The 25,453-nt window shown below is 70.6% G+C and carries 19 protein-coding genes; 10 read left to right on the top strand and 9 right to left on the bottom strand.

What is annotated here, in order from left to right; all coding sequences use genetic code 11:
* Positions 1-17 precede the first annotated feature (17 nt).
* Both ACJX2R_RS35035 and ACJX2R_RS35030 read left to right on the top strand, forming a co-directional pair.
* The gene (locus ACJX2R_RS35035; protein WP_413103375.1) at positions 18-1,904 is read left to right on the top strand and encodes an ABC transporter ATP-binding protein; all 1,887 of its coding nucleotides are present in this window, start codon (positions 18-20) and stop codon (positions 1,902-1,904) included.
* Entirely contained in the window at positions 1,901-3,766 is a 1,866-nt protein-coding gene (locus ACJX2R_RS35030) for an ABC transporter ATP-binding protein (RefSeq protein WP_413103374.1), read from the top strand. Before ACJX2R_RS35035 ends, ACJX2R_RS35030 begins: the two co-directional genes overlap by 4 nt.
* A 78-nt stretch (positions 3,767-3,844) precedes the next feature.
* Here the strand turns inward: ACJX2R_RS35030 and ACJX2R_RS35025 are convergent, their stop codons facing one another.
* The 4 genes from ACJX2R_RS35025 to ACJX2R_RS35010 form a co-directional block, all read right to left on the bottom strand.
* Positions 3,845-4,513, bottom strand: coding sequence for an aspartate/glutamate racemase family protein (locus ACJX2R_RS35025; RefSeq protein WP_413103373.1), 669 nt, complete (start codon positions 4,511-4,513; stop codon positions 3,845-3,847).
* A gap of 167 nt (positions 4,514-4,680) precedes the next feature.
* The gene (locus ACJX2R_RS35020; protein ID WP_413103372.1) at positions 4,681-5,484 is read right to left on the bottom strand and encodes an AroM family protein; all 804 of its coding nucleotides are present in this window, start codon (positions 5,482-5,484) and stop codon (positions 4,681-4,683) included.
* Positions 5,485-5,501: 17 nt separating this feature from the next.
* The gene (locus ACJX2R_RS35015; RefSeq protein WP_413103371.1) at positions 5,502-7,187 is read right to left on the bottom strand and encodes an OPT family oligopeptide transporter; all 1,686 of its coding nucleotides are present in this window, start codon (positions 7,185-7,187) and stop codon (positions 5,502-5,504) included.
* 55 nt (positions 7,188-7,242) lie between these two features.
* On the bottom strand, positions 7,243-8,205 hold the full coding sequence (locus ACJX2R_RS35010) for a DUF1177 domain-containing protein (protein ID WP_413103370.1): 963 nt from the start codon (positions 8,203-8,205) through the stop codon (positions 7,243-7,245).
* A gap of 311 nt (positions 8,206-8,516) precedes the next feature.
* Here ACJX2R_RS35010 and ACJX2R_RS35005 point away from each other — a divergent pair, with 311 nt between their 5' ends.
* The 5 genes from ACJX2R_RS35005 to ACJX2R_RS34985 all read left to right on the top strand — a co-directional run bounded on the left by ACJX2R_RS35005 (position 8,517) and on the right by ACJX2R_RS34985 (position 16,777).
* Positions 8,517-9,329, top strand: a complete 813-nt coding sequence (locus ACJX2R_RS35005; RefSeq protein ID WP_262701657.1) for an IclR family transcriptional regulator — start codon at positions 8,517-8,519, stop codon at positions 9,327-9,329.
* A 122-nt stretch (positions 9,330-9,451) separates the two neighbouring features.
* Entirely contained in the window at positions 9,452-10,183 is a 732-nt protein-coding gene (gene pepE / locus ACJX2R_RS35000; RefSeq protein ID WP_413103369.1) for a dipeptidase PepE, read from the top strand.
* 560 nt (positions 10,184-10,743) lie between these two features.
* Positions 10,744-12,990, top strand: coding sequence for a M4 family metallopeptidase (locus ACJX2R_RS34995; protein ID WP_413106016.1), 2,247 nt, complete (start codon positions 10,744-10,746; stop codon positions 12,988-12,990).
* 326 nt (positions 12,991-13,316) lie between these two features.
* A complete protein-coding gene (locus ACJX2R_RS34990) occupies positions 13,317-14,948 on the top strand; it encodes a M4 family metallopeptidase (RefSeq protein ID WP_413106015.1) in 1,632 nt (543 codons plus the stop codon).
* Positions 14,949-15,094: 146 nt separating this feature from the next.
* The gene (locus tag ACJX2R_RS34985; protein ID WP_413103368.1) at positions 15,095-16,777 is read left to right on the top strand and encodes a M4 family metallopeptidase; all 1,683 of its coding nucleotides are present in this window, start codon (positions 15,095-15,097) and stop codon (positions 16,775-16,777) included.
* A gap of 55 nt (positions 16,778-16,832) precedes the next feature.
* On the opposite strand, the gene ACJX2R_RS34980 is transcribed toward ACJX2R_RS34985, so the two are convergent.
* Both ACJX2R_RS34980 and ACJX2R_RS34975 read right to left on the bottom strand, forming a co-directional pair.
* Positions 16,833-18,386 (bottom strand): phosphate ABC transporter substrate-binding protein, encoded by a 1,554-nt coding sequence (locus ACJX2R_RS34980; RefSeq protein WP_413103367.1) that lies wholly within the window; start codon positions 18,384-18,386, stop codon positions 16,833-16,835.
* 190 nt (positions 18,387-18,576) lie between these two features.
* Positions 18,577-18,708, bottom strand: a complete 132-nt coding sequence (locus ACJX2R_RS34975; protein ID WP_413103366.1) for a hypothetical protein — start codon at positions 18,706-18,708, stop codon at positions 18,577-18,579.
* 279 nt (positions 18,709-18,987) lie between these two features.
* On the opposite strand from ACJX2R_RS34975, the gene ACJX2R_RS34970 reads away from it, so the two are divergent.
* From ACJX2R_RS34970 to ACJX2R_RS34960, 3 genes are all read left to right on the top strand, one after another.
* Positions 18,988-19,518, top strand: a complete 531-nt coding sequence (locus tag ACJX2R_RS34970) for a hypothetical protein (RefSeq protein WP_413103365.1) — start codon at positions 18,988-18,990, stop codon at positions 19,516-19,518.
* Positions 19,519-20,402: 884 nt separating this feature from the next.
* Positions 20,403-20,699, top strand: coding sequence for a hypothetical protein (locus tag ACJX2R_RS34965; protein ID WP_413103364.1), 297 nt, complete (start codon positions 20,403-20,405; stop codon positions 20,697-20,699).
* A gap of 5 nt (positions 20,700-20,704) precedes the next feature.
* Positions 20,705-21,397: a DUF6879 family protein gene (locus ACJX2R_RS34960; RefSeq protein ID WP_413103363.1), complete on the top strand. Its 693-nt coding sequence runs from the start codon at positions 20,705-20,707 to the stop codon at positions 21,395-21,397.
* A gap of 65 nt (positions 21,398-21,462) precedes the next feature.
* Here the strand turns inward: ACJX2R_RS34960 and ACJX2R_RS34955 are convergent, their stop codons facing one another.
* From ACJX2R_RS34955 to glgP, 3 genes are all read right to left on the bottom strand, one after another.
* Complete coding sequence (locus tag ACJX2R_RS34955) at positions 21,463-22,041, bottom strand: histidine phosphatase family protein (protein ID WP_413103362.1); 579 nt, start codon at positions 22,039-22,041, stop codon at positions 21,463-21,465.
* Between the two features lie 79 nt (positions 22,042-22,120).
* Positions 22,121-22,273 (bottom strand): hypothetical protein, encoded by a 153-nt coding sequence (locus ACJX2R_RS34950; protein WP_262701643.1) that lies wholly within the window; start codon positions 22,271-22,273, stop codon positions 22,121-22,123.
* A 266-nt stretch (positions 22,274-22,539) separates the two neighbouring features.
* Positions 22,540-25,290, bottom strand: coding sequence for an alpha-glucan family phosphorylase (gene glgP / locus ACJX2R_RS34945; RefSeq protein ID WP_413103361.1), 2,751 nt, complete (start codon positions 25,288-25,290; stop codon positions 22,540-22,542).
* Positions 25,291-25,453: the final 163 nt, after the last annotated feature.

The raw sequence follows: 25,453 nt of genomic DNA, 5'->3' as shown, positions 1-25,453 counted from the left end.
CCGTAGTCTCCCCACTGATGGCTGTGACGAGTGAACCCCGCGCCCAGGAAGGCGGCGCCGCCCCGCGGCACCGCTCCGCCACGCGTTCGCTCCTGCGGCTGTGGCCATATGTGCGCCCGGTGCGGGCGCGGCTGTTCGGCGCGGCCGGGGTGGCGGTCGTCGCCTCCTGTATGGGGCTGTTCATTCCGCTGGTCCTCAAGTGGATGGTGGACGGGCCGGTGGCCGACCGGGACCCGGGCGGGGTCTGGCTGGGCGGTGCGCTGCTGCTCGCCCTCGGCACGGCCGAGGCGGCGCTGTTCGGGCTGCGGCGCTGGCTGGTGGGGCGGCCGCTGGCGTCCGTCGAGGCCGCGATGCGCGCCGATCTCTACCGCCATCTCCAGCGGCTGCCGGTCTCCTTCCACGACCGCTGGGCCTCCGGCCAGCTGCTGTCGCGGGCCACGACCGATCTGATGCTGCTGCGGATGTTCCTGGCCTTCCCGCTCACCTTCCTGGTGGTCAACGGGGTCACCATCCTGGCCGGGTTCGCCATTCTGCTGTCCCAGGAGTGGACGCTGGGCCTGGTCCTGATGGTCCCGGCGGTGCCGCTGATGATCCTCTGTTCGCTCTTCGAGACGCGGTACTCGACGGTGGCCCGTACCGTGCAGGACCAGACCGGCGATCTGACGACGGTCGTGGAGGAGGGCGTGCTGGGCGTCCGGATCGTCAAGGGCTTCGGCCGCCACCGCAGCCAGGCCCGCGCCTTCCGCACGCTGTCCGAGCAGGTCCGCTCCACCGAGCTGCGCAAGGCGCGGCTGCTGGCCACGATCTGGGCGCTGATCATGACGCTGCCGGAGCTGGCGATCGGCGCGGCGCTGGTGCTGGGCACGGTGCGGGTGGCCGACGGAGATCTGTCGGCGGGCACGCTGGTCGCCTTCCTCTCCACCGCCCTCACGCTGCGCTGGCCGGTGGAGTCCCTGGGCTTCCTCCTCGCCATGAGCCAGGACGCGGCCACGGCCACCGACCGCTACTTCGACGTCATGGACGCGGAACCGGCCACGGCCGCCGACCGACTTCGGACCGAGCCTTCGCGGGAGCGCGGCCAGGGGCGGGAGGCCGGCCAGGGGCAGGAGGCCAACCAAGAGCAGAAGGGCGGCCAGGAGCGGGAGGGTGCGGGCGGGCTGCGGTTCGAGGGCGTGGAGTTCGCCTACGCGGACGCGCCGCCCGACGAGCCGCCCGTGCTGCGCGGGGTCGATCTCCACATCCGGCCCGGCGAGACCATGGCGCTGGTCGGGGCGACCGGTTCCGGGAAGACCACCCTCACCGCCCTCGTCCCCCGGCTCCATGAGGTCACGCGCGGCCGGATCACCGTCGACGGCCGGGACATCACCGCACTCACCCGGGAGGAGCTGCGCGCCCTGGTGGCCGTCGCGTTCGAGGAGCCCACGCTGTTCTCCGCCACCGCCGGGGAGAACGTCCTCATGGGTGCCGCCGACGCTGGGAGGGAGGAGCTGCTGCGCGCCCTGAAGGTGGCACAGGCCGACTTCGTGCACGCCCTGCCGGAGGGCACCGACACCGAGGTCGGTGAGCAGGGGCTGAGTCTGTCCGGCGGTCAGCGGCAGCGGCTCGCGCTGGCGCGGGCCGTCGTGGGCGGCCCCCGGTTCCTGGTGCTCGACGATCCGCTCTCCGCCCTCGACGTACACACCGAAGCGCTGGTGGAGGCGGCGCTGCGGCGGGTGCTGGCTTCCACGACCGCGCTGGTCGTCGCCCACCGGCCGTCCACCGTGCTGCTCGCCGACCGGGTCGCGCTGCTGTCGGGGGGCCGGATCGCCGCAGTCGGCACCCATCAGCGGCTGCTGCGGGAGAGCGCGGAGTACCGCTCGCTGATGTCCGGGCAGGAAGCCGAGGAGGGGGAGAGAAGCCCATGACCACGGTTGAGGAGGAGCGGGAGAGCGCGGACGACTGGGACGACGAGGACGGGGGCCGGGCGGCGTCGTCCGACGACCGGTTCGACCGCGATGTCCTGCCCGTGCCCAAGGGCGCGTCACTGGCCCTGCTGCGCTCGCTGCTCTCCCCGCGCCGGCGGCGGGTGTGGCTGGCGGCCGTTCTGCTGCTGCTCCAGCAAGCCGCCGTCCAGGCGGGTCCGCTGCTCGTGGCGTACGCCATCGACCGTGCCGTGCCCGCCTTCCGCGACGGCGGCCACGGCCCGCTGATCGCCGTCGGCGCGGGCTATCTGGGCTGTGCGCTCGCCTCCGGGGCGCTCCAGTACGCGTTCATCCGCGCCTCCGCCCGGATCAGCCAGGACGTGCTGCTGGATCTGCGCGGCCGGATCTTCCGTCATGCCCAGGCGCTGAGCGTGGACTTCCACGAGCGGTACACCTCCGGCCGGCTGATCTCCCGCGCCACGACGGACGTCGAGTCGCTGCGCGAGCTGCTCATCGAGGGCCTGGAGGAGCTGCTCGGGGTCGCCCTGTCGGTGGTCTACATCTCCATCACGCTGCTGTATCTGGACTGGGGTCTCGGCGGGGCGGCCGTGCTCTCCTTCTGGCCGCTGTATCTGCTGATCCGTTCCTTCCAGCGCCGCTCCATGCGGGTGTACCGCAAGCGGTCGACGGCCATCGCGGCGGTGATCGTGACGTTCACCGAGACCATGAACGGCATCCGCCCCGTGCAGGCGTTCCGCCGCGAGCGGGCCAACGACGCGCGCTTCGGCGAGCAGAACCACCGCCATGAGCGCGCCAACGGGGACGCGATCCTGGAGATGGCCCGTTATGTGGTCAGCTCCCGGCTGGTCGCCAACGCGGCGGTGGCCGCCATCGTCCTCTGGGGCGCCTACCGGGTGGCCTCCGGTTCGCTCGCGCTCGGGGTGCTCGCCGCGGCCGCGCTGTATCTGCGCAGGCTGTACGACCCGATCGACCGGCTCGGGATGTTCCTCAACTCGTACCAGTCCGCTGCCGCCTCGCTGGAGAAGATCGCGGGCCTGCTGGCCCAGCGCCCCTCCGTGCCCGAGCCCGCGGACCCCAGGCCGCTGCCGCCGCGCCCGACGAAGGCCCCCGGCCGGGAGGTGGTCTTCGACGGGGTGCGCTTCGCCTATCGCACCGGCGGCGAGGTGCTGCCCCGCTTCGACCTCACGCTGCCCGCCGGGCAGACGGTGGCGGTGGTCGGGGCCACCGGCGCGGGCAAGTCCACCCTGGCCAAGCTGCTGGCCCGCTTCTACGACCCCAGCGACGGCCGGGTGCTGCTCGACGGGGTGGATCTGCGCGATCTGGCCATGCCCGAGCTGCGGCGCGGTGTGGTCATGGTGACGCAGGAGGCGTTTCTGTTCTCCGGCACGGTCGCCGACAACATCACCATCGGCCGCCCCGACGCCACCCGCGCCGAGATCGAGCAGGCGGCGAAGGCGATCGGGGCGCATGACTTCATCGCCGCGCTGCCCGACGGCTACGACACGGATGTGCGCAAGCGCGGCGGCCGGATCTCCGCCGGTCAGCGCCAACTGGTGGCGTTCGCACGCGCGTTGCTCGCCGATCCGTCCGTCCTCATCCTCGACGAGGCCACCTCCTCCCTGGACATCCCGGGCGAGCGGGCGGTGCAGCGCGCCATGGACACGGTGCTGCGCGGCCGTACGGCGGTCGTCATCGCCCACCGGCTGTCGACCGTCGAGACCGCCGACCGGGTGCTGGTCATGGCCGACGGCCGGATCGTGGAGGACGGCCCGCCGGACCGGCTGATCGCGGGCGAGGGCCGGTTCGCGGCACTGCACCAGGCGTGGCGGGACAGCCTGGTGTGAGGCGGGCGCGGGATTTGGTGCCGGGCCCGCCTCGTGAGGCGGGCGCCGGGTGCGGCCCGGCAGTCCGTTGTGGACTGCTCAGTCCCCGTACGCGTACGAGGCCAGCAGCCCGGCGGCGAGCACCGGGTCCACGACCGGAACGCCCAGCCGCCGCTCCAGCAGGGGCCGGATGCCAATGGTGTTCAGGCCCGTACAGGCGAGGAGCAGCGTGTCCGCGCCCGAGGCGACGAGCCCGGCCGCGGCCTCCAGCACCGCCTCGGGCCCCTCCGGGGCGAGCAGGTCGGTGGTGCGGTGGACGCCGTGGGGGCGGGCGGAGGCGGTGAACCGGTCACCGAGCAGGGCGCGTACGGCGGGCGGTGCCTCGTCCCGGATGCCCAGCACCCCGACCCGGCGGCCGAGGCCCAGGGCGACGGCGGCGGCCGCCGACCCCGCGCCGATGACGGGGACGCCGACGGCCCGGCGCGTCTCCTGGAGCGCCGGATCGGCGGCGCAGCTGATGATCAGCGCCTGAGCCCCGGCCTCGGTCAGCTCCCGGGCGAGGGCGACGATCTTGGGTTCGGCGCGGGTCTCGGACTCGTCGTCGTGGATGCCGTACGGCTGGTCGGGGATGCACCGCGAGACGGTCGGCAGACCGTAGCGCTCCTCGATGGCCGTGCCATGGGTGGCGACGGCGGCGGGGTCCTCGCTGGTGAGGACCCGGATCACCCCGATGGACCGGGCCGGGGCTCCGGACGGGGGCACGGACATGGTGGACCTCCGGTGGGTGAGGCACATCGGATCGAACGAAGGGGTGGGCGGGTGCGAGAAGGCACCGCGCCCCGGTCTCGCCGAGGGTGCGAGTGACGTACGCGGAGGCGCCGCACGCCCGTCGCGCCGAGGGGGCGAGGGGGAACGCGGCAGGCGCCGCGCGCCCGTCACGCCGAGGCCGCCACCACCTCCGCCGCCATCCGGACGGCGATGGCGCGGGCCAGCAGTACGGGGCGGTCGGCGGCCCGCAGGGCGGCGGTGCGCATCCGCTCGGTGTAGCCGATGCAGTCCAGGACGAGCCAGGAGCTGCCGCGCTCGGCCAGGCCGCGCGCGGCGGCGGCCACGTCGTCCAGGACGCGCTCGGCGGGGCCGTACGGATCGGCGACCGCGGCATCCACCCGGCCGGGCAGCAGCTCCGCCCAGCGCCGGGAGACGTCCTCCGACTGGTCCGGGTGCGGGCAGACGATGCCCACGGGGTCGGTGCCCACGGCCGCCGCCACGGCCTGCTGCACCAGCGGTTCGGCGAAGAGCAGCGGCCGCCTGGCCCGTACTGCCGGGAAGCGGCCGGTGCACAGCAGCAGCGTCGCGGCGGCGCCGTCCCGCTCCGCGCGGGCGACCGCGTCCGTGATGCGCGGGACGATCGCGCCGTGCCCGAGCAGCACCGAACGGCCGTCACGCAGCCGGGAGACCAGCGGTGCCTCGCCGTGTTCGGGGGCCAGCAGCCGGCGGGTCGCGGCCTCGGCGTCGTCGTCGAACCGGTCGGCGTCGAGCGCGCCGTGCTCGACCAGGCGCACGCCGGGCAGCAGCGGTTCGGCGTCCGGGCGGAGGTCGGCGCGCGGGGCCTGGCCGATGGTGACGAGGCCGAGGGCCGGGCCGCCCGCCGGGTCTCCGCGGTCCACGGTCTCCGCGGTGTCCACGATCTCCGTGGTGTCCACAGCCTCGGTGGTGTCCACAGCCTCCGTGGTGTCCACAGCGTGCACGTCCTTCCTCACAGGGCCTTGGTGAGCTGGCCGACGTCGTTGAGGGAGCTTCCGGCGACGAGTCCCGCGCCGACCAGCGACAGATCGTTCTCGGCCTGCTCGTCGGACTCCTTGCGCGCCCTCGCGTCGGCGATCCCGCGCCGCCGCCACATGGTGTAGAGCTGACGGACCACCAGGGCGCCGAGGACCATCCATCCGGCCTGGGGCGTGGCCACCAGAAGGCCGGTGGCCAGCAGCACGCCCATCTGCCGGGAGGGTCCGCCGACGAGCTGGACCAGCGCGCCGGGGATCGCCCACAGCAGCATGGTGGTCATGGTGCCGGGCTCGAGGCCGGTCTTGATGGTGGTGACGTAGACCTCGGCGACCGGCGGCACCTTGCCGTCGGAGAAGAAGGCCTTCCAGGCGACGGCGACGACGACCAGCGCCACACCGAAGCCGACGAGCTGGGCGAGGTACTGCTGGCGCCGCCCCTCGATCTCGAAGGGCCGCCAGGGCGCGGCGTCCCGGCGCAGCAGCCAGCCCGCCTTGAAGTCGTAGCCGAGGTCGGCGAAGGCGGGGCCGGTGGAGGCCGTGTAGCCGACCAGCAGGGCGAGCGGGACGGTCGGTATGTGCAGCACCAGGCCGATGATCAGGAAGATCAGGGTGACGGCGAAGGCCGGGAACCAGCCGGAGTGCATCGCCGCCAGCCCCACGATCAGCTGGTGGACGATGGCGGCGACACCGGCCAGCAGCACCCAGCCGACCAGGGCGGGCAGGGAGAGTCCGCCGACCACACCGCCCGCGATCGCGACCACGACCGCGCCGCAGACGAAGAGGCCCATGCCCTCCAGCAGTCCCCGCCGCAGCTGGGGGGCCTGGACCGTACGGCCGCCGTCGGCGCCATCGACGTCCGGGCCGCCGTCGGCGCCCTCCGCCCGATCGGCCCCGTCGCCCCCGCCCTTCCGCGTCCGCATCAGCAGCAACGCCTGGGTCAGGGCGACCAGCCCCGCGCCGATCATCAGCCCGTGCGGCACATGGTTCCCGCCCAGGTCAAAGCCGAAGTCGGGTGCGTACTGCCCCACGGTCAGCCCGATGCCGAACATGGCGAGCGCCCAGATGTTGCCCAGGAAGCCCACACCGGCGGCGCTGGTCGGCAGCTTGAACAGCGCGCCGACGAAGCCGACCACGGCGCCCACGCCCAGGATCGCGGCCTTGCGCCCGCCGGTGTCCCCGGCCTTGATCGTCTCGGCCGCCGCGATACCGGCCGGCCAGGAGCCGGTGGCGGGCAGCAGCTTGGAGTCGAACACCCGGTACAGCACCCAGCTGTCGACCGCCAGGCCGATGACGGCCCCGCCAAGCATGGGCCACACCAGGTCGTGACGCCCGAGGGCGAACGGCACCGCGATGGGGGTGAGCAGGGAGTTGGCCGCGGCGAAGGTGGAGCCGGAGATCGCCGACTGCACCAGGTTCTGCCGGTGCTTGGAGCGCATCCGGGTCAGCACGCCCACCGGGATGCGGCCGATGAGCATCGCCACCAGGGCGCCGATCACCGCCGTATTGGGCGACACCCCGAGCGTGGTGATCAGCACGATGCCGATCAGGGCGCCGAGGACCGACAGCACGATGGTCAGGACGAGGGTGACCGGTTCGAAGGCTCTGGGGTGCGACCGCGGCGGGGCATCCGCGGCCACGGTGGCCTGGGGGTTCGGGTTCATGGGGACTCCTGCGGGGTCCGGGGCGGGGACGGGTCGGTCACCCCGGACGGGTCGGTCACCCCGCTGGGGTGAGGGCCTGGAGGTGGGTCATGGGTCCGTACAGCTCGACCAGGCGCGCGAACTCCTCGGCGTCCAGGAAGCGGGCGACGCCGCGTCCGAACTCCTTGGCGGTCTCGACGGCGAACCGGGCCGCGACGGCGATGTCGGTCTCGTGGCTGGCGCCGGTGGCGCATCCGGCCACCGCCGTGCCCGCCGTGATCGCGAGGCCGACGACGGGGGCGGTGGTGGCCACGGCGGGCTGGAGGATGGAGTTGAGGTGGTGCACTCCGTTGCCGTACGGGGTGATGTCCTGGGTGGTGATCGGCAGGATCCGCGCCGGCTCGCCGGTCACGCTCTCCAGGACGGAGACCAGATCCTCGCTGACCCGCAGGATCCAGCCCTGGCAGACCGTGGGCGACAGGGCGACGCCGCGGTGGTTGAGCAGCCGGTTGCCCTTGGTGGTGTCGATGGAGACGACCGCGTCCATCGCGGTCGAGATCTCCTCGCGGTTGCACACCAGGGTGTCCACCGGGGAGTCCATGAAGGGTACGGGGTCGTGCGGCTGGGTGGGAGCCCAGCCGGAGACGTGGGTGGAGAGCGTGACATCGCCGTCCAGGACGTCGCCCCGGGCGTGCATGTCCAGCAGCTTGGCCGCGGCGGACAGCGCGGCGACCGCCCCGTCGGCGTCCGAGACCAGGCCGATCCGCTCCGGTCGGGCGCCGACTCCGCCGAGCCGGCCGAGGATGCCCAGGGTCGGGGCGTCGCCGCCGGTGAGCTTGCCGCGGCGGCCGGGGACGGTGACGGAGACGAAGTCCGTGCTGCCCTTGTCGCCCTCGACGGTGCGTACCTCGATCGCGGGCGCCGTCTGCGGGTCGGCTCCGGCCGAGGCCTGGACCGCGCGCAGATGGTCGGCGAGGAGGGCGCCGCTGGTCTGCGGACGGTCGAGGAGTTCGATGATGTCAAGGACGTGTTTGAGCACGGCTGGCCTCTCACGGCGGGTGAAGCGGTGGTCGGGGTGATGCGATCGGTCGGGGGGATGCGATCGGTCTGGGGGAAGCGGTCGGTCGGGGGGGAAGCGTCGGTCGGGGGGGAAGCGTCGGTCGGGGTGACGCGGTCGGTGGCGTCGGTGGCCCGACCGCACACGAGCGGGGAAGCGGTGCGCGGGGCGGGCACTGCCACCGGGCACCGGCCTGGCCAGGGATCCTCCCGGCACCGGCCTGGCCAGGGTCCGCCCGGCGTCACGCAGTGCGCAATGTTTTCTCTATATCCGAGAATGTTTACCCTTTCGTCATGGCTGAACAGACGCCCGTAACCGGCGCCCCACCCCTCCAGACCGCGGACCGCGTGCTGAATGTGCTGCTGTCCTTCGACCGGGAGCGCCCGGAGTGGGGCGTCACCGAGATCGCCGAGGAGTTCGGGCTGGACAAGTCGGTGGCCCAGCGGCTGCTGGCCGCGCTCGCCTACCGGGGCTTCCTGGTCTCCGACAAGCGCTCACGCCGCTACCGGCTGGGCCCGGCGGTGTGGCATCTGTCCTGGGTGTGGGAGCGGGGCGGCGGCATGGCCAGCCTGGCCCGGCCCACCCTGGAGGCGCTGGCCGGGGCGGTCGGGGTGAACGCGCTGTTCGCGGTCCCGGACGGGGTGCATATGCGCTGCGTCGCGGCGGTGGACGGGGCCACCGGCCCGCTGCGCTACTACGTGCTGGCGGGCGAGCTGTACCCGGCGCACGCCGGGGCCACCTCCCGCGCCTACTTCGGTATGCTCGCGCCCGGTGACCGGGCCGTGCTGCTGTACGGCCGCCCGATGGCGCGCTTCGGCGAGCACACCCTGACCGATCCGGTGCGGCTCGAGGAGCGCTTCTCCGAGGTGCGGCGCGAGGGCTACGCCTACTCCGAGGGCGAGTACGATCCGGACACCGCGGCGCTCGCGGCGCCGGTTCTGGTGGGCAGACGTCCGGTGGGCACCCTGACCCTGGCCGCCACCCCCGAGGTGCTGCGCCCGCGCCGGGAGCAGTTGGTGGCACCGCTGCTGCAAGGCGCCGCCGATCTGGGCCGGGCGCTGACGCCCGCCCGGCCTCGGCGCGCCCCGCACCGCGAGCGGCGCTGAACGGCGCGACGTCGGCGCCGAGCCGCCCGGCGCCCCGCCGCCCCCCTTGTGATCGGTCTCGTTACCCGTCTCGTTACCCGTCTCCTGACCCGTCTCCTGACCCGTCTCGGAAAGGCCCCCTCATGCAGTTGCTGCTGCTGTCGAACTCCGCCGCGCCCGGCCGTGGCTATCTGGAACACGCGCGGGAGGAGATCGCCTCGGCGCTGGACGGCGCGCGGCGGCTGGTCTTCGTGCCGTACGCGCTGGCCGACCACGACGGCTACACCGCCCAGGTGGCCTCGGCCCTGGAGCCGCTGGGCGTGGAGGTCACCGGTGCGCACACCGCCGACGACCCGGCCGGTCTTGTGCGCGGGGCGCAGGCGGTGTTCGTCGGCGGCGGCAACAGCTTCCGGCTGCTCAAGGCGTTGCACGAGCGCGGTCTGGTCCGGGCGATACGGGAGCGGGTGGCCTCGGGCGCGCTCTACATGGGCTCCAGCGCGGGCACCAACATGGCCTGCCCGACCCTGCGCACCACCAACGACATGCCCATCGTGCAGCCGCTCACCTTCGAGGCGCTGGGCCTGCTGCCGTTCCAGATCAACCCGCACTACCTCGACGCCAAGCCGGACACCGCCCACATGGGCGAGACAAGGGCCCAGCGACTCGACCAGTTCCTCGAGGAGAACGACGTCCCCGTACTCGGCCTGCGCGAGGGCACCTGGCTGCGCCGGAACGCGGACCGGCTGACCCTGGGCGGCATCGACGCCGGGGCCATCCTCTTCCGCCGGGGCGAGGACCCGGAGGAGCTGCGTCCGGGCGCCGATCTGAGCGCTTTGCTGCGCGAGGAGCCACACTTCGACTCCCCCGCGCGCTGACGGCGCGGATCGGGTTCGCCGAGTTCGGGGGGCTCGGCGGTTCGAGGGGGGACATGGCGGGTGATGCCGGGATACGCCACCGACATCGCCCCTTACCGAAATTGACCGTAAATCACCGTCATATGAACACGGCACACCTGTCAACGGACGCTTTCCGGACAAGTTTTTGTCGCGATCCTGACAGGTCGAGTCCATTGGTGCCACTCTTCCCTCGGCCGAGGCGCGGCGCTTCCCCCAGCCCATCGCCGCGCCCGAAGCCGCAACCACGCCACAGCCACCCGAGCCCCCCACACCCCCTGGTCGCACCGCGACCGCGCCCAGTCGTTCGTCTGCGGCCGGGCGCACCCGGTAACGCCAGGGTGCGCACCCGCTCTGCCCTGCCCTGCCCGGACGGCGACCCAGCCGCCCGGTCGTCCCGGCCGTGCCACCGCGCGGCCAGCGCAGAAGGAGTCAGCGTGAGATCGCTCCCCCAACGGCACCTCAGACCCAGTAGCCGCAGATCCGGCCGCACCCCGGGCAATCGGGCCATCGCGACCGGTGTGCTGGTCGTCGCGGCGGCGATGATCGGCGTCGGCTTCCAGAGCGGCACCGCCGCCGCCCGCCCGGACGACTCCGCGAACGCCGCGAGCGCCGCCGACCGCCCCGCCGCCCCCACGATCTCCGGCGCCCCCGACCGCGGCGCCCTCCCCGTGAAGCTGTCCCCCGCCCAGCGCGCCGAGCTGATCCGCCAGGCCGACGCCGCGAAGGGCGAGGCCGCCAAGGACCTCAAGCTCGGGGCCAAGGAGAAGCTGGTCGTCAAGGACGTCATCAAGGACGCCGACGGTACGACCCACACCCGCTACGAGCGCACCTACGCCGGACTCCCCGTCCTCGGCGGCGACTTGGTCGTCGACCGGGCGAAGAGCGGCGCGCCGCTGACCGTCGCCAAGGCCACCAAGGCCCGGCTGACCGTCCCGACCACCAGCGCCGCCGTCGCGCCCGCCACCGCCGAGAAGGCCGCCGTGCGGGCGGCGAACGCGCAGGGCTCGCGGAAGACCTCGGCCGACCGGGCCCCCCGCAAGGTGATCTGGGCCGCGAAGGGCACCCCGACCCTCGCGTATGAGACGGTCGTCGGCGGCCTCCAGGAGGACGGCACCCCGAACGAGCTGCACGTCATCACCGACGCGGCCACCGGCAAGAAGCTGTTCGAGTTCCAGGGCGTCAAGACGGGCACCGGGAACAGCCAGTACAGCGGCCAGGTGGCCCTCGGCACCTCCGGCAGCTCGGGCTCGTACAACCTCACCGACGCAGGGCGCGGCAACCACAAGACGTACAACCTCAATCGCGGTACCTCGGGCACCGGCACCCTGTTCACCGACGCCGACGACGTCTGGGGCAACGGCACCACCTCCGACGCCGCGACCGCCGGGGTGGACGCGCACTACGGCGCCGCCGAGACCTGGGACTACTACAAGAACGTCCACGGCCGCACCGGTATCCGGGGCGACGGCGTCGGCGCGTACTCCCGGGTCCACTACAGCAGCGGTTACGTCAACGCCTTCTGGCAGGACGCCTGCTTCTGCATGACCTACGGCGATGGCTCGGGCAACGCCAAGCCGCTGACCTCCATCGATGTCGCCGCGCACGAGATGAGCCACGGTGTCACCGCGGCCACCGCCAACCTCACCTACAGCGGTGAGTCCGGCGGGCTCAACGAGGGCACCTCCGACATCTTCGCCGCCGCCGTCGAGTTCTACGCGAACAACGCGAGCGACCCCGGTGACTACCTCGTCGGCGAGAAGATCGACATCAACGGTGACGGCACCCCGCTGCGCTACATGGACAAGCCCAGCAAGGACGGGGCCTCCAAGGACAGCTGGTACTCCGGTGTCGGCAATGTGGACGTCCACTACTCGTCCGGCATCGCCAACCACTTCTTCTACCTGCTCTCCGAGGGCAGCGGCGCCAAGGTCATCAACGGCGTGAGCTACAACAGCCCGACGTACGACAACCTCCCGGTCACCGGCATCGGGCGGGACAACGCGGAGAAGATCTGGTTCAAGGCGCTGAGCCAGCGGATGACCTCCAACACCAACTACGCGGGCGCCCGCGACGCCACGCTGTGGGCGGCGGGCGAGCTGTTCGGCCAGGGCAGCGCGCAGTACAACGCGGTGGCCAACGCCTGGGCCGGGGTCAACGTGGGCACCCGGATCGCGGACGGCGTCACCGTCACCCCGCCCGGCGACCAGACCAGCATCGTCGACCAGGCCACCAGCCTCCAGATCACCGCGACCAGTTCCAACCCGGGCGCGCTGAGCTACGCGGCCAGTGGGCTCCCCGCGGGCCTGGCCATCGACTCCGCCAGCGGTCTGATCTCCGGCACCCCGACCACGGAGGGGTCGAGCGCGGTGACCGTCACGGTGACCGACTCGGCAGGCAAGACGGGTACGGCGTCCTTCACCTGGACGGTGAACACCAGCGGCGGCAATGTCTTCGAGAACGCCGCCGACATCTCCATCCCGGACGCGGGTGAGCCGATCACCTCGCCGATCTCGGTGAGCCGGGCCGGCAACGCGCCCAGCAACCTCCAGGTGGGCGTGGACATCGTGCACACCTACCGCGGCGACCTGGTGATCGACCTGGTGGCCCCGGACGGCACGGCCTACCGGCTGAAGAGCGCCAGCCTCTTCGACTCGGCGGACGATGTACGGACCACGTACACCGTGGACGCGTCCTCGGAGACCGCGGTCGGTACCTGGAAGCTGAGGGTTCAGGACATGTACGCCCAGGACACCGGCTACATCAACAGCTGGAAGCTGACGTTCTGAAGGTTCTGACGCTCTGACCTCCTGACCGAGCCGTGAGGCTCACTCAGGACAGGCGCCGCCAGGGGTCGACCCGACTCCCCCTGGCGGCGCCTCTTTCGGTCCATGGCCTTACGTCCGGTTGTCCGGAATCCGAAGGTTGATCAGCATTCAACGAACATTTTCCCTTCGACCTGTCGTGAAACCCGTGACATGTCCCGGACTTGTGTGACAGTCTGCCCAACGCATTACGCATCAGTACCTCTTGTTCAGCACCGGGCCGCACTTCCCCGCAGCCCGGCGCTGACCCCCCACAGCAACGAGGAGATCGCGTGCGCAAGACCTTCAGCATGCCCATATCCGGTGCCGCGAAGCGGCGTTCCGCCATCGCGGCCGGTACCGCGGTCGCCGCGGCGGCCCTGCTCGCCTCCGGACTGAGCACCGGCACCGCGGGCGCCGCCCCGGCCAAGTCCGGCGCCCAGCCCGCGGCGCTCACCGCCTCGGCCCGTGCCGAGCTGCTCCGCGAGGCCAACGCGACCAAGGCGGACATCGCCTCGTCGCTCGGCCTCGGCGCCAAGGAGAAGCTGGTCGTCAAGGACGTCATCAAGGACGCCGACGGCACCACCCACACCCGCTACGACCGCACCTACGACGGTCTGCCCGTCCTCGGTGGCGACCTGATCGTCCACCGCGCCAAGGGCGGTGACGTCCGGAGCGTCACCAAGGCCACCAAGGCCACCGTCAAGGTCGCCTCCACCACGGCCGGGATCGCCCCGAGCGCCGCGGCGAAGTCGGCCGTCAAGCTGGCCAAGGCCGACGACACCACCAAGGCCGCGGCCGACCAGGCCCCGCGCAAGGTGATCTGGGCCGCCGACGGCAAGCCCACCCTCGCCTACGAGACCGTCGTCGGCGGGGTGCAGAAGGACGGCACCCCGAACCAGCTGCACGTCATCACCGACGCCGCCACCGGCAAGAAGCTCTACGAGTACCAGGGCATCGAGACCGGCAAGGGCGAGAGCGAGTACAGCGGCTCGGTCGAGCTCGGTACCAGCAAGGAAGGCAGCGGTTACACCCTGACCGACGCCGACCGCGGCGGCCACAAGACCACCAACCTGGAGAACAAGGAGGACGGCGAGGGCAAGGCCTTCACCGACGACGACGACAACTGGGGCACCGGCAAGCCGGACGACCCCCAGACCGCCGCCGTCGACGCCCACTACGGCGCCGCCGCCACCTGGGACTACTACAAGAACGTGCACGGCCGTGACGGCATCGCGGGCGACGGCAAGGGCGCCTACTCCCGCGTGCACTACGGCGACAACTACGTCAACGCCTTCTGGGACGACAGCTGCTTCTGCATGACCTACGGCGACGGCCAGGGCAACAAGGCCCCGCTGACCGCGCTCGACGTGGCGGGTCACGAGATGAGCCACGGCGTCACCTCCAAGACCGCGGGCCTGGAGTACACCGGCGAGTCGGGCGGCCTCAACGAGGCCACCTCCGACATCTTCGGCACCTCGGTGGAGTTCAACGTCAAGAACACCACCGACGTCGGTGACTACCTCATCGGCGAGGCGATCGACATCAACGGCGACGGCACCCCGCTGCGCTACATGGACAAGCCCAGCAAGGACGGCCAGTCCGCGGACAACTGGTCCGACGACGTGGGCGACCAGGACGTGCACTACTCCTCCGGCGTCGCCAACCACTTCTTCTACCTGCTGTCCGAGGGCAGCGGCGCGAAGGAGATCAACGGTGTGAAGTACGACAGCCCCACCTCCGACGGCTCCAAGGTCGAGGGCATCGGGCGGGACAAGGCCGAGCAGATCTGGTACAAGGCCCTGACCACGTACATGACCTCCAACACCGACTACCACGCCGCCCGTGAGGCCACGCTGAAGGCCGCCACGGACCTGTACGGCGCCGACAGCGCCGAGTCCAAGGGCGTGGACGCCGCCTGGGCCGGGGTCAACGTCAAGTAAAACCAGCGGAGTTACCGCACGACACTCTGCCGGTGCCCGGGGCCTGAGGCCCCGGGCACCGGTATGTTTATATCCACGGCAAAGCGACATCTTTGTCGCGTTGGGCGGAAGCTTCGCCCAACTCCCCATCACAACTGGAGATACGCGTGGATTCACGTTCGACGTCAGCCATATCCGGCATATCCCGTCTCAGACGCTCGCGTACCGCCCTCGCCGCCGGAGCGGCTACCCTGGCCGCCTCCCTGCTCGCCGCCGGCGCCACCGCCGGATCCGCGAACGCGGCCCCCTCCTCGGCCCCTTCCTCGGCCACCCGCTCGGGTGCCACCACCGTCTCGCCCTCCCCCTCGGCCCGCGCCGAGCTGCTGCGGGAGGCGGGCTCCACCGCCGTCTCCACCGCCAAGTCGCTGGGGCTCGGGGCCAAGGAGAAGCTGGTCGTCAAGGACGTCGTCAAGGATGCCGACGGCACCACCCACACCCGCTACGAGCGGACCTACGCCGGACTGCCGGTCCTCGGCGGCGATCTGATCGTCCATGAGTCGGCGAGCGGCGCCTCCCAGGGTGTCGACAAGGCGACCGACGCCGACATCGAGGTCACCGACACCAGCGCCGCCATCGCCCCCTCCGGCGCCGAGCGGTCCGCCCTCGGCGCCGCGCGGGCCGCGGGCGACAAGAAGACGGACGCCGACAACGCGCGCAAGGTGATCTGGGCCGCCACCGGCAAGCCCACCCTCGCGTACGAGACGGTCGTCAGCGGGGTGCGGAAGGACGGTACGCCCAGCAAGCTGCACGTCATCACCGACGCCGACTCCGGCCGGAAGCTCTACGAGTACCAGGCCGTCGAGAACGGCACCGGCACCGGTCAGCACAACGGCAAGGTCACCGTCGGCTCGGTCAAGAGCGGCAGCCAGTGGCTGCTCAAGGACACCGCGCGCGGCGGCCACCAGACGTACAACCTCAAGCACTCGTGGGACGAGACCAAGAAGGGGTCGGCCTTCTACGACGCCAACAACGTCTGGGGCAACGGCAAGCCCACCATCGCCCAGACCGCCGCCGTGGACGCCCACTACGGCGCCGCGATGACCTGGGACTACTACAAGAAGGTGCTCGGCCGGAACGGCATCAAGGGCAACGGCAAGGCCGCGTACTCCCGCGTCCACTTCGGAGACGCGTACGAGAACGCCTTCTGGGACGACGACTGCTTCTGCATGACCTACGGCGACGGCGCCGGCAACAAGAAGCCCCTCACCTCGCTCGACGTCGCGGGCCACGAGATGAGCCACGGGCTCACCTCGGCCACCGCCAACCTCGAGTACAGCGGCGAGTCCGGCGGGCTCAACGAGGCCACCTCCGACATCTTCGGCACCGCCGTGGAGTGGTACGCCAAGAACGCCAAGGACCCCGGTGACTACCTCATCGGCGAGAAGATCGACATCAACGGCGACGGCACTCCGCTGCGCTACATGGACAAGCCAAGCAAGGACGGCCTGTCCTACGACTACTGGAAGAGCGGTGTGGGCAACGACGACCCGCACTTCACCTCCGGTATCGCCAACCACTTCTTCTACCTGCTGTCCGAGGGCAGCGGCCGCAAGGTCATCGGCGGGGTGACCTACGACAGCCCGACCAAGGACGGCCGCACCGTCAAGGGCATCGGCCGCGCCAAGGCCGAGAAGATCTGGTACAAGGCCCTGACCACGTACATGACCTCGACCACCAACTACGCCAAGGCCCGCACCGCGACCCTCAAGGCCGCGAAGGCGCTGTACGGCGCGAGCAGCGCGGAGTACAAGGCGGTCGACAACGCCTGGGGCGGCGTGAACGTGAAGTGAGCCCCGCCGGTCGGCCGGGCTTCCGGACCCGGCCGACCGGTCGCCCCGCTATCCCCTACCGTCCGCCGGTGGCCAGCTGGCACGCCCGCTGGTTCTCGGCGGCGGCGCAGGGCAGATGGCCGTGGGTCTCGATGAGGTTCCGCCCGGTGTCCCCGGCCAGATAGTCGAGGAACTTCGAGGTCAGGGAGTTCGGGGGCGGCGCGGTGTAGGTGTACGCGTACTCCGGCTCCCAGAAGGGATAGATCCGCTCCCGCACCGCGTCGATGGAAGGCCTGCGTTTGTCGAGTGCCACCAGATGGAGATCCCCCTTCCGCGCGCTCTCCTCGGCGGAGTGCAATTCGGCGTAGCCGATCGCACCGGGGGTGTTCGCCACCGTCTTCAACACCTCGCCCGTGCTGTCGAGTTCACAGCGCACGACGGCGTCCCCGGAGAATTTCGGGGTCCGGCAGTTGTCGGACGTCCGCGAGATCTCATTACGCCTCAGCACCCGGCTCTCGAACACTCCACGCGTCCCCGATTTCGCGTCCCGGCTCACCAGCCGCACCGGCAGATCGGGCCCGCCGGGGAGCTGGTTCCAGTTGGTGATCCGGCCCGAGTAGAGCCTGCGGAGCTCGTCGAGCGAGAGATCGGTCATCCGTACGTCCTTGTTCACCACCACGCTGAACACGGACAGCGCCACCAGATGCTCCTTGAGCTTGGGGTCCCCATCCCCCTCCGGGCCGTCGGAAAAGGCGAGATACGACGGGAATCCGCCCTTCGCCGCCTCCCCCGCGTCGATCAGCGCCTTCGTGCCGCGCCCACTGCCCTGCGCCTCCACCGTGACATGGGCATCCCGGCAATCCGCCTGATACGCCTCGCCCGCGTCCTGCGCCACCGGCTTGAACGCGGTCGAGCCGACGATCGTCAGATTCCCCTCGGCGCAGCCGCGCGGCAGCGGATCGTCCCGCCACAACTGCATACCGAACGACTGGAGCATCAGCATGGCCAGCAGACTGCCGATCAGCCCGAGCATCCGATTGCTGGGCCGCCGGAACTTCTCATTGTTGCGGATCCTGCCCTCTTTGATCCGCCCGCCCACATGCGGCGGCTTATCGGTCCCGGCACCCGTCAGCAGCACCAGCAGCTTGAAGTGATCCCCCTTGTTCAGCGGCACCCGGGGCAGCGAGATCTCATTGCCCGCACAGACCAGCCCGGGATTCTCCGGCGTCCCGCGCTGCGGCAGATGCCGCAGCAGATCCGGATGGCTGGGCTCGGTGACCGCCACATCCCGCACGGTGCGATTGGGAAAGGTCGCGGTGAGCCCGCGATGGTTCGTCGCCGGTGCCGTGATGTAGTCGTCGGCGTCAATGCTCCGAAACCCATCATTCTCAATCCGCAACAGGACGAGCGAGGCCCCGGCCAGATCCGGGGTATTTTCCAGCATCCGCAACCGCTGATGAATCGGCCCGTCCTGGGTGCTGTCGTCTATCAACGTGTCCATCTGCACGCGATAACCGATACGCTTCCGCCCGGGAATCAGCCGCTCATACGACAGTCCCCCGACCGTCACCACGACGCCGAGCAGGGCGAGTAGATTCTCGGGCGCCGTCAATTGCTCCAGCCACTTCATGGTTGCCCCCCGTGCATGCAATGGCTTCAGGGGGGCGAATGTACGCTCCAAGAACGCACATGTGGCCGATGCGGCCCACCTCTCATCCAATGTTCGTCCCGCGTTCAACCCCCACGGGCGCGAAGGGGGCGCGAGCACCACGACGGCGCCGTACGGCAACCGCCTGCCGCACGACGCCGTTCATCTGGGGTCAGAGGTCGTCCGGCAGACGGAGGATGGGGTCGAAGGGACGCTTCTGGAAACCGGTGCGCAGGTTGCGGCAGTTCGGCGCCTTGCACATGAAGACGTCCTCGACGCTCTTCCGGCGGGTGCTGTTCTTCACCCAAGCCTTCTCGCCGGCAGTGAGCCGACGGTGCATCTCGTCAGTTCCACAGGTGTAGCAGTACATCTTCTGGTCTCGCACAACACCTCCTGCGACGGGCGGACAGCCAACCCGCGAGCCTACGAGGCACATTGAACAACGGACAGTACACAACCGGACAACTCGCCCCTCCCCGGCGATGCGCGCGGTCCGGGGAGGGGTCCCGAGCAGGCGCGAGAGCATCCCGGCTGGCGGCCGGGGCGTCCCGTTCCGCCATGGCCCACGGCGGAACGGGATGACATGCGCGACGAGAGCACCTATTGCCATCGACCACAGTGGTCCCGCGCGCCCTGGCAAGCGAGCGCCGCCGGTGCGGCCGCGCTGGTCACCGTCGTCGCCCTGGGCGGTTGCTCGTCGTCGCCTCCAGGGTTGGTCGAGAGTGCCGACAAGAAGTGCGACACCATCACCGACCGGTTCACCGGGGACCTGGCCTACGGCAAGACGCTCGGCTCGGACGACCTGACGAAGGTCCTCAAGCGGAACACTCTGATCAGGGACCTGCGGAAGGACGTCAAAGAGCTGCCCCAACCAGATTCCGCGGCCGACCGGGCCGCGCTGAACACCTGGCTGGGCAAGCTGGACGCGTACGCGAAAGAGCTGTACACGATGCACAGCGTCATCCAGAACCTCAAACCCGGCATGGAACTGCTGCTCGCCGTGACCGCCAACGTCGTCAAGGACAGCGCGAAGGAGGCCGGGGCGGCAGCCAAGAAGGCCGGTTTGCATAGCTGTTCACGCGTCAAGCGGTGGGAGTACCTGGTACCGGATTGATCCCTTCAGCGGTGCCAACGGGGCAGGGAATCTCGGGGCGCAGTCGGTGCGGACTGCACGCGATCAGGCACACGGACAGGAATCTCCGCCCCGTGAGATACCAGCCGCCGACCACGTCCTCACCGCTCGCAACCCGTTCGGTCATGCGACGGATCGCGTCGGCGAGCCGAGTGGCGTCCCGGTCGCGCTCCGGCACGAATGCCGCCGCGGAAGCCCGCACTTGCTCACCGAACCATGCGGCCGCCTGCTCTGCATCGCTCCAGGTCCTCTGGACGAAGGCGACCGGCTTGAGCAACCAGTGCGCGCATTCCAGGGGAACGACCTTGCTGGATCTGAACTCCGGGTGAAGGGGACGCCGGGACCATCCTTGAGTAGATCGTGTGCGGACCCGAGCCAGGTGTAGCCGTGATGGTGCATGTACTCGCTCTCTCGGTGAGAGCGGACCCCACGAGAGGTGAGGGCGCGCATGAGGATTTCCGCGAGCCGGTTCGCGCTGTCGAGCGGGATACGGCCGAGGGCGACCATGGGGTAGCCCGAGACCGTCACCTCACCCCGCAGGACCGGCCAGAACAGGGCGTCGCTCTTTTCGCCGCGGGGCATGGCTACGTCCGGGGTGAAGCCGAGACGGCCCAGTGCCTCTCGCAGCAGTTCAGCGATCGCTCTCGCGTCTTCTCCGGCTGCTCGGTGACGCTCGGAACGCATGGCGTCGATGGCCTCTTCGGTGATTCTCATGGCTGCCAACTTCTCCGCACGAGTGGGTGACGGAGACGCTACGGAGCGCACTCATTGCTGCTCAACGCGATTGCTCGAAGTTGCTCGACGATCTCGCGCGAGCCGGAGATTGGCTTCCTCTCAAGGGAGCGCAGAGCAACACGCACGAGTGAATGACCGTCGCAATCCCGCGCAATCGCCTGTCTCTTCGACGTTATCCACGACATTCTGATGACCTGATCGACCACCCAAGGGAGGGGAAAGCTATGGCGTTGAGGTTCCTCGGCACGACGTCCGAGCACGGCAACTGCCCAACGCTCTACGAAATCGAAGAAACCGGCGATCTTATCGTCCAGGGAGATCTGCTCACCGACCCCAAGCACCTTGCCCAACTCCGAGACGTCAAGGCATCAGAGGCATTCGTCGTCATCCCACGCGAGTTGCTGACTCGTTACTCACCCAAGGAGTAGAAAACGTGCCCGATCTCGTTTCCTTCGAAGATGTCTCCCACTTCTTCGAGGACTTCAAGCACACTGCCTGGCGGCTGGAGACACAGCGGGGTTACGCCTCCGACCTCACCAGCCCCAACTGGCCGCGCTTCCAGCGGGGGGAGACCTTCGGCTACAACCCGGACAGCCCCTGGCACATCAACGTTCGCGAACGGACGATGCAGGGCAAGCGCTTCGAGCGCGTGCGCCTGGTTGACCAGCCTCCCACAGAGGGGCAACGGTTCCTGCTCGCCTCCGGGCTCGGCAACGTCGAGGCCGGAGAGGACATCCGGAACCTCTGTCGTTCGGACGCGCAGCGTATCGGCTTGCCGGACTATGACTTCTGGCTATTCGATTCCCGCACCGTCATCAAGTTCGTCATCGACAGCGAGGGAACGACCCTGGGCGTGCACGTCCTGGAGGACGCCGAATCAGTGGTCCGCGCGTGTCAGATCCGTGACGCCGCATGGCACCACGCCGTGCCCACGAGGGAGTTTGAGGCACAGGTACCGTCGTCCGTGAGAGCACTGACTTTCAGGCCAGCCGTATCGCCCTCGGTGCACGGCTGCGTGAGCTGCGCATCGAGGCAGAATGTCTCAGGCGCGTACGGGTCGTTGAGAGTATGGCCTCGGGGTGCTCCGCGCACCGGTGTGCGAACCCTCTCGGCGCTGACCGCATAGCGCCCGCCTCAAAGTTGCTGATCCGCCCCGGCCGCCGCCGCCTCGCTCGGTGCCGGCCTGGCCGCCTAGTGTTCGCCGGGTTCAATGCCTCCGGTGGCCGACCAGTCTGTGGGAAGGGTGTAGTGCCAGCCGTCCTGCCATCTGAACGGCGCGTCGACCAGGTCTTCGATCGAGGCGCCGGTCAGTAGGCAGTCGAGGGCCCATCTGTTGGCGGAGTGGGCGATGATCAGGACGCGGTGGCCGCTCCAGTCGGCGGCGAGGTCATGGAGGAAGTCCCTGGTGGCCGCGATGACCTGGCGGTAGCTCTGGCCACCGGGGAACGGGACGTCGATGTGCCGGGAGCGTTCGGGGGCAAGGGTGGTCACGGGGCAGCCGTTGAGCTCGCCGTAATCGCATTCCCGCAGTCGAGGGTCCTGGTGGATGGGGATGGTGGTCCTGGAGAAGGCGATCTGGGCGGTCTCCACGGCCCGGTGGAGGTCGGAGACGAAGACGGCCGCGAGGTTGTCGTGGCGGCGGCGGTCGCCGAGTTCGGCGGCGACGCGCCGCCCGGCGGCGGAGAGCCTGCCGGGCAGCCAGCCCGTGGCGATGCCGTTCTCGTTGTCCTCAGTGATCGAATGAGTCTCGTAGACGATGTCGACCGCCATGGCGGCTCCGTTCCGGTCGTGGCCCGGGTCGGCGGCACGCGTTGTGTTGCGGGGGACCGGCCCCATGTCGGTCCTCCCACTAGTCGTCGCCTCCGCGCCATGTGGCCCGGACCCGGCGCCATGCCTCGATGACGGCCGGGACCTTGGACAGGAGCTCCGCTGCCATGGTGAGTATCAGCCCGGCCAAGCCGAAGGCGGCGAGCACGAGCAGGGTGACGGTGTCCCAGTCCACCAGTTCTCACACCCCTCAGTCGGGTGGTCGAACCGATGGCCCGGCAGGCTCAGCCCGACCACCTCGTACGGTGGTCAGCTGAGGTCCTGCCGACGTCCAAGATCTCAATACGAACAGCCGGAGAGCGGCGCTCTCCGGGGACCGTCGGCAATTCCGGCCGCCACGCGGGCGGCGGCCGGCTTTTTTCGTGCACCCCGAGACGTCGGACATGGGGCGACACTTTCCCCCGTGCCGGACGGTCCGTCACCAGAGTAGCCGCCGGAGGCTCAGCGCATCAGGACTCCCGCCGCTTTGGACGTGGTCTCCGAGGGGATGGCGATGAGGCCCGGTTCGGCGGGGTGGGAGAGGAGGGGGTGGGTGGGGAGGATGCGGATGGTGTAGCCGAAGGGGCCGGTGCGGTTGAGGGCCAGGGGGGCTTCGTAGCGGCGGCTGCCTTCGAGGTCGGGGCCCGCGGTGGGTTTGAGGGGAACGTGGATGGCGTCGGTGATGTGGTCGGTGTCGTCCACGCGGCCCGCCACGGCCTGGACTTCGACGTCCGCCGGGTCCAGGGCGCCCAGGCGCACCCGGACGCGGAGGGAGAGGGTCGAGCCGAGTTCCGCGGCGCCGCCCGGGGCGGGTGGGGTGAGGTGGGCCTCGACGTGGTCGACGGAGACGTCCGGCCAGGCGGCGCGGATTCGGGTCTTCCAGGTGGCGAGTTCGGCGGCCGCATCGAGGTTCAGGGCCCGGTGGGAGCGGGCGGCGGGGGCGTAGAGGCGCTCGACGTATTCGCGGACCATGCGGCCCGCGAGCACCTTGGGGCCGAGGGTGGTGAGGGTGCGGCGGACCATGGTGATCCAGCGGCCGGGGATGCCGTCAAGGCCGCGGTCGTAGAAGCGCGGGGCGACCCGCTGCTCCAGCAGGTCGTAGAGGGCGGCGGCCTCCAGGTCGTCGCGGCGGGTCTCGTCGATGGCGTCGCCGTCGGCGGTGGGGATGGCCCAGCCGAAGTCCGGCTCGTACCACTCGTCCCACCAGCCGTCGAGGACGGAGAGGTTGAGACAGCCGTTCAGAGCCGCCTTCATACCGCTGGTGCCGCATGCCTCCAGCGGGCGCAGCGGGTTGTTGAGCCAGACGTCGCAGCCGGGGTAGAGGTTCTGGGCCATGCCCATGCCGTAGTCGGGCAGGAAGACCAGGCGGTGGCGCACCCTGGGGTCGTCGGCGAAGCGGACGAGTTCCTGGACGAGGCGCTTGCCGCCGTCGTCGGCCGGGTGGGCCTTGCCCGCGACGACGATCTGGATCGGCCGCTCGGGGTGGAGCAGCAGTTCCATCAGCCGGTCCTGGTCGCGCAGCATCAGGGTGAGCCGCTTGTAGGAGGGGACGCGGCGGGCGAAGCCGATGGTGAGGACGTCGGGGTCGAGCACCCCGTCGATCCAGCCGAGCTCGGCGGTGCCCGCGCCGCGCTGCCGCCAGGAGGCGTACAGCCGCCGCCGGACCTCGGCGACCAGCCGCTTGCGCAGGGTGCGGCGCAGCTCCCACAGCTCGGAGTCGCCGAGGTGACCGAACTGGCGGGCGCCGAGCCGGGTGACCTCGGGGGCCGTCCAGGTGGGTGCGTGCACCCCGTTGGTGACGGAGGTGATGGGCACCTCCTCGGGGTCGAAGCCCGGCCAGAGCCCGGCGAACATCTCCCGGCTGACCCGGCCGTGCAGCGTCGACACCCCATTGGCGCGCTGGGCCAGCCGCAGCCCCATCACGGCCATGTTGAAGAGGTTGGGCTCGCCGTCGGGATAGGTCTCCATGCCGAGCGCGAGGATCCGCTCGACCTCGATCCCGGGCAGCTCGGCGTCGTCGCCGAAGTGGCGGGCGACCAGTTCGCGGTCGAAGCGGTCGATCCCGGCGGGGACGGGGGTGTGGGTGGTGAACACGGTCCCGGCCCGCACCGCCTCATGGGCGGCGTCGAAGTCGGCGCCGTCGGCGATCAGTTCGCGGATGCGCTCCAGGCCCTGGAATCCGGCGTGGCCCTCGTTGGTGTGGAACACCTCGGGTGCGGGGTGGCCGGTGAGCCGGCAGTACGCGCGCAGGGCGCGGACGCCGCCGATCCCCAGCAGCATCTCCTGAAGCAGCCGGTGCTCGCTGCCGCCGCCGTAGAGCCGGTCGGTGACCTCGCGCTCGCCGTGGCCGTTCTCCTCCACGTCGGAGTCGAGCAGCAGCAGCGGCACCCTGCCCACCTGGGCCTGCCAGACGCGGGCGTGGAGCGGACGGCCGCCGGGCAGGGTGAGCGGGATCCGGACGGGCCGGCCGTCCGCCTCGCACAGCTGGGTGAGCGGCAGCTCGTCGGGGTCCAGTACCGGATAGTGCTCCTGCTGCCAGCCGTCGCGGGAGAGCGACTGCCGGAAGTAGCCGTGGCGGTAGAGCAGTCCGACGCCGATCAGGGGGACGCCGAGGTCGCTGGCGGCCTTGAGGTGGTCACCGGCGAGGATGCCGAGGCCGCCGGAGTACTGGGGCAGGGCGGCGGTGATCCCGAACTCCGGCGAGAAGTAGGCGATGGCGGTGGGCAGGCCGGAGAGGGCGGGCGGGACGGACGGTACGGACGTGTCAGAGGGCACGGAGGTGTCAGAGGGTACGGACGCGCCTGAGGGCACGGAGGTGTCAGAAAGAACGGACGCGTCTGATGGCACGGACGCGCCCGGGGACTCGGCACGTACGGACTCGACCGGGGCCGGCCCGGACCTGTCCTCGGCGGCGACCCGCCCCTGATACCACCGGGGCCCGGTCAGATAGTCGTGCAGATCATCCACGGCCGCCGTGAGACGGCGCAGGAAGGAGCGGTCCTCGGCGAGGTCCGCGAGCCGGGAGAGGGGCACGGCGCCCAGCAGCCGTACCGGGTCGCCGCCCGACTCCCGCCATCCCTCGGGGTCCACGGACTCGAAGAGCTCGCGGGTCTCGGGGTGCCAGGACCAGCGCAGATTGCGCGCCAGCCGGTTGAGCGGTCGCAGGGGCTCCGGAAGGACGGGGCGCACGCTGAATCGACGAATGGCCTTCACCCTTCGACGGTAGCGGTCGACGAGTCCCTGTTTCGGCTGTTTCGCCCCGCTCCCGAGAAGTCGGCCCGAAGGCGGCAACCTTTCCGGCCAAGGGGACGACTAGGGGTCACACCTTCCCCCCATGCCTTGGAGGACCACGTGCGCTCTCGGGACAGTTCGCACA

The sequence above is a fragment of the Streptomyces sp. Inha503 genome (genome assembly GCF_047215865.1).
GTDB classification, from domain to species: Bacteria; Actinomycetota; Actinomycetes; order Streptomycetales; family Streptomycetaceae; genus Streptomyces; species Streptomyces lycopersici.
The sequence above is the reverse complement of the archived record's forward strand: the minus strand, read 5'-3'. Positions and strand labels throughout refer to the sequence as shown.

Bases quoted from the DNA above. Each gene is read 5' to 3' on its own strand.
- ACJX2R_RS34955 (WP_413103362.1), bottom strand. From the start codon at position 22,041: ATGGCGGTCGACATCGTCTACGAGACTCATTCGATCACTGAGGACAAC.
- ACJX2R_RS35030 (WP_413103374.1), top strand. From the start codon at position 1,901: ATGACCACGGTTGAGGAGGAGCGGGAGAGCGCGGACGACTGGGACGAC.
- ACJX2R_RS35015 (WP_413103371.1), bottom strand. From the start codon at position 7,187: ATGAACCCGAACCCCCAGGCCACCGTGGCCGCGGATGCCCCGCCGCGG.
- ACJX2R_RS35035 (WP_413103375.1), top strand. From the start codon at position 18: ATGGCTGTGACGAGTGAACCCCGCGCCCAGGAAGGCGGCGCCGCCCCG.
- ACJX2R_RS34995 (WP_413106016.1), top strand. From the start codon at position 10,744: ATGATCGGCGTCGGCTTCCAGAGCGGCACCGCCGCCGCCCGCCCGGAC.
- ACJX2R_RS34970 (WP_413103365.1), top strand. From the start codon at position 18,988: ATGCGCGACGAGAGCACCTATTGCCATCGACCACAGTGGTCCCGCGCG.
- ACJX2R_RS34965 (WP_413103364.1), top strand. From the start codon at position 20,403: ATGACCGTCGCAATCCCGCGCAATCGCCTGTCTCTTCGACGTTATCCA.
- ACJX2R_RS35005 (WP_262701657.1), top strand. From the start codon at position 8,517: ATGGCTGAACAGACGCCCGTAACCGGCGCCCCACCCCTCCAGACCGCG.
- pepE (WP_413103369.1), top strand. From the start codon at position 9,452: ATGCAGTTGCTGCTGCTGTCGAACTCCGCCGCGCCCGGCCGTGGCTAT.
- ACJX2R_RS34980 (WP_413103367.1), bottom strand. From the start codon at position 18,386: ATGAAGTGGCTGGAGCAATTGACGGCGCCCGAGAATCTACTCGCCCTG.
- ACJX2R_RS35025 (WP_413103373.1), bottom strand. From the start codon at position 4,513: ATGTCCGTGCCCCCGTCCGGAGCCCCGGCCCGGTCCATCGGGGTGATC.
- ACJX2R_RS34990 (WP_413106015.1), top strand. From the start codon at position 13,317: ATGCCCATATCCGGTGCCGCGAAGCGGCGTTCCGCCATCGCGGCCGGT.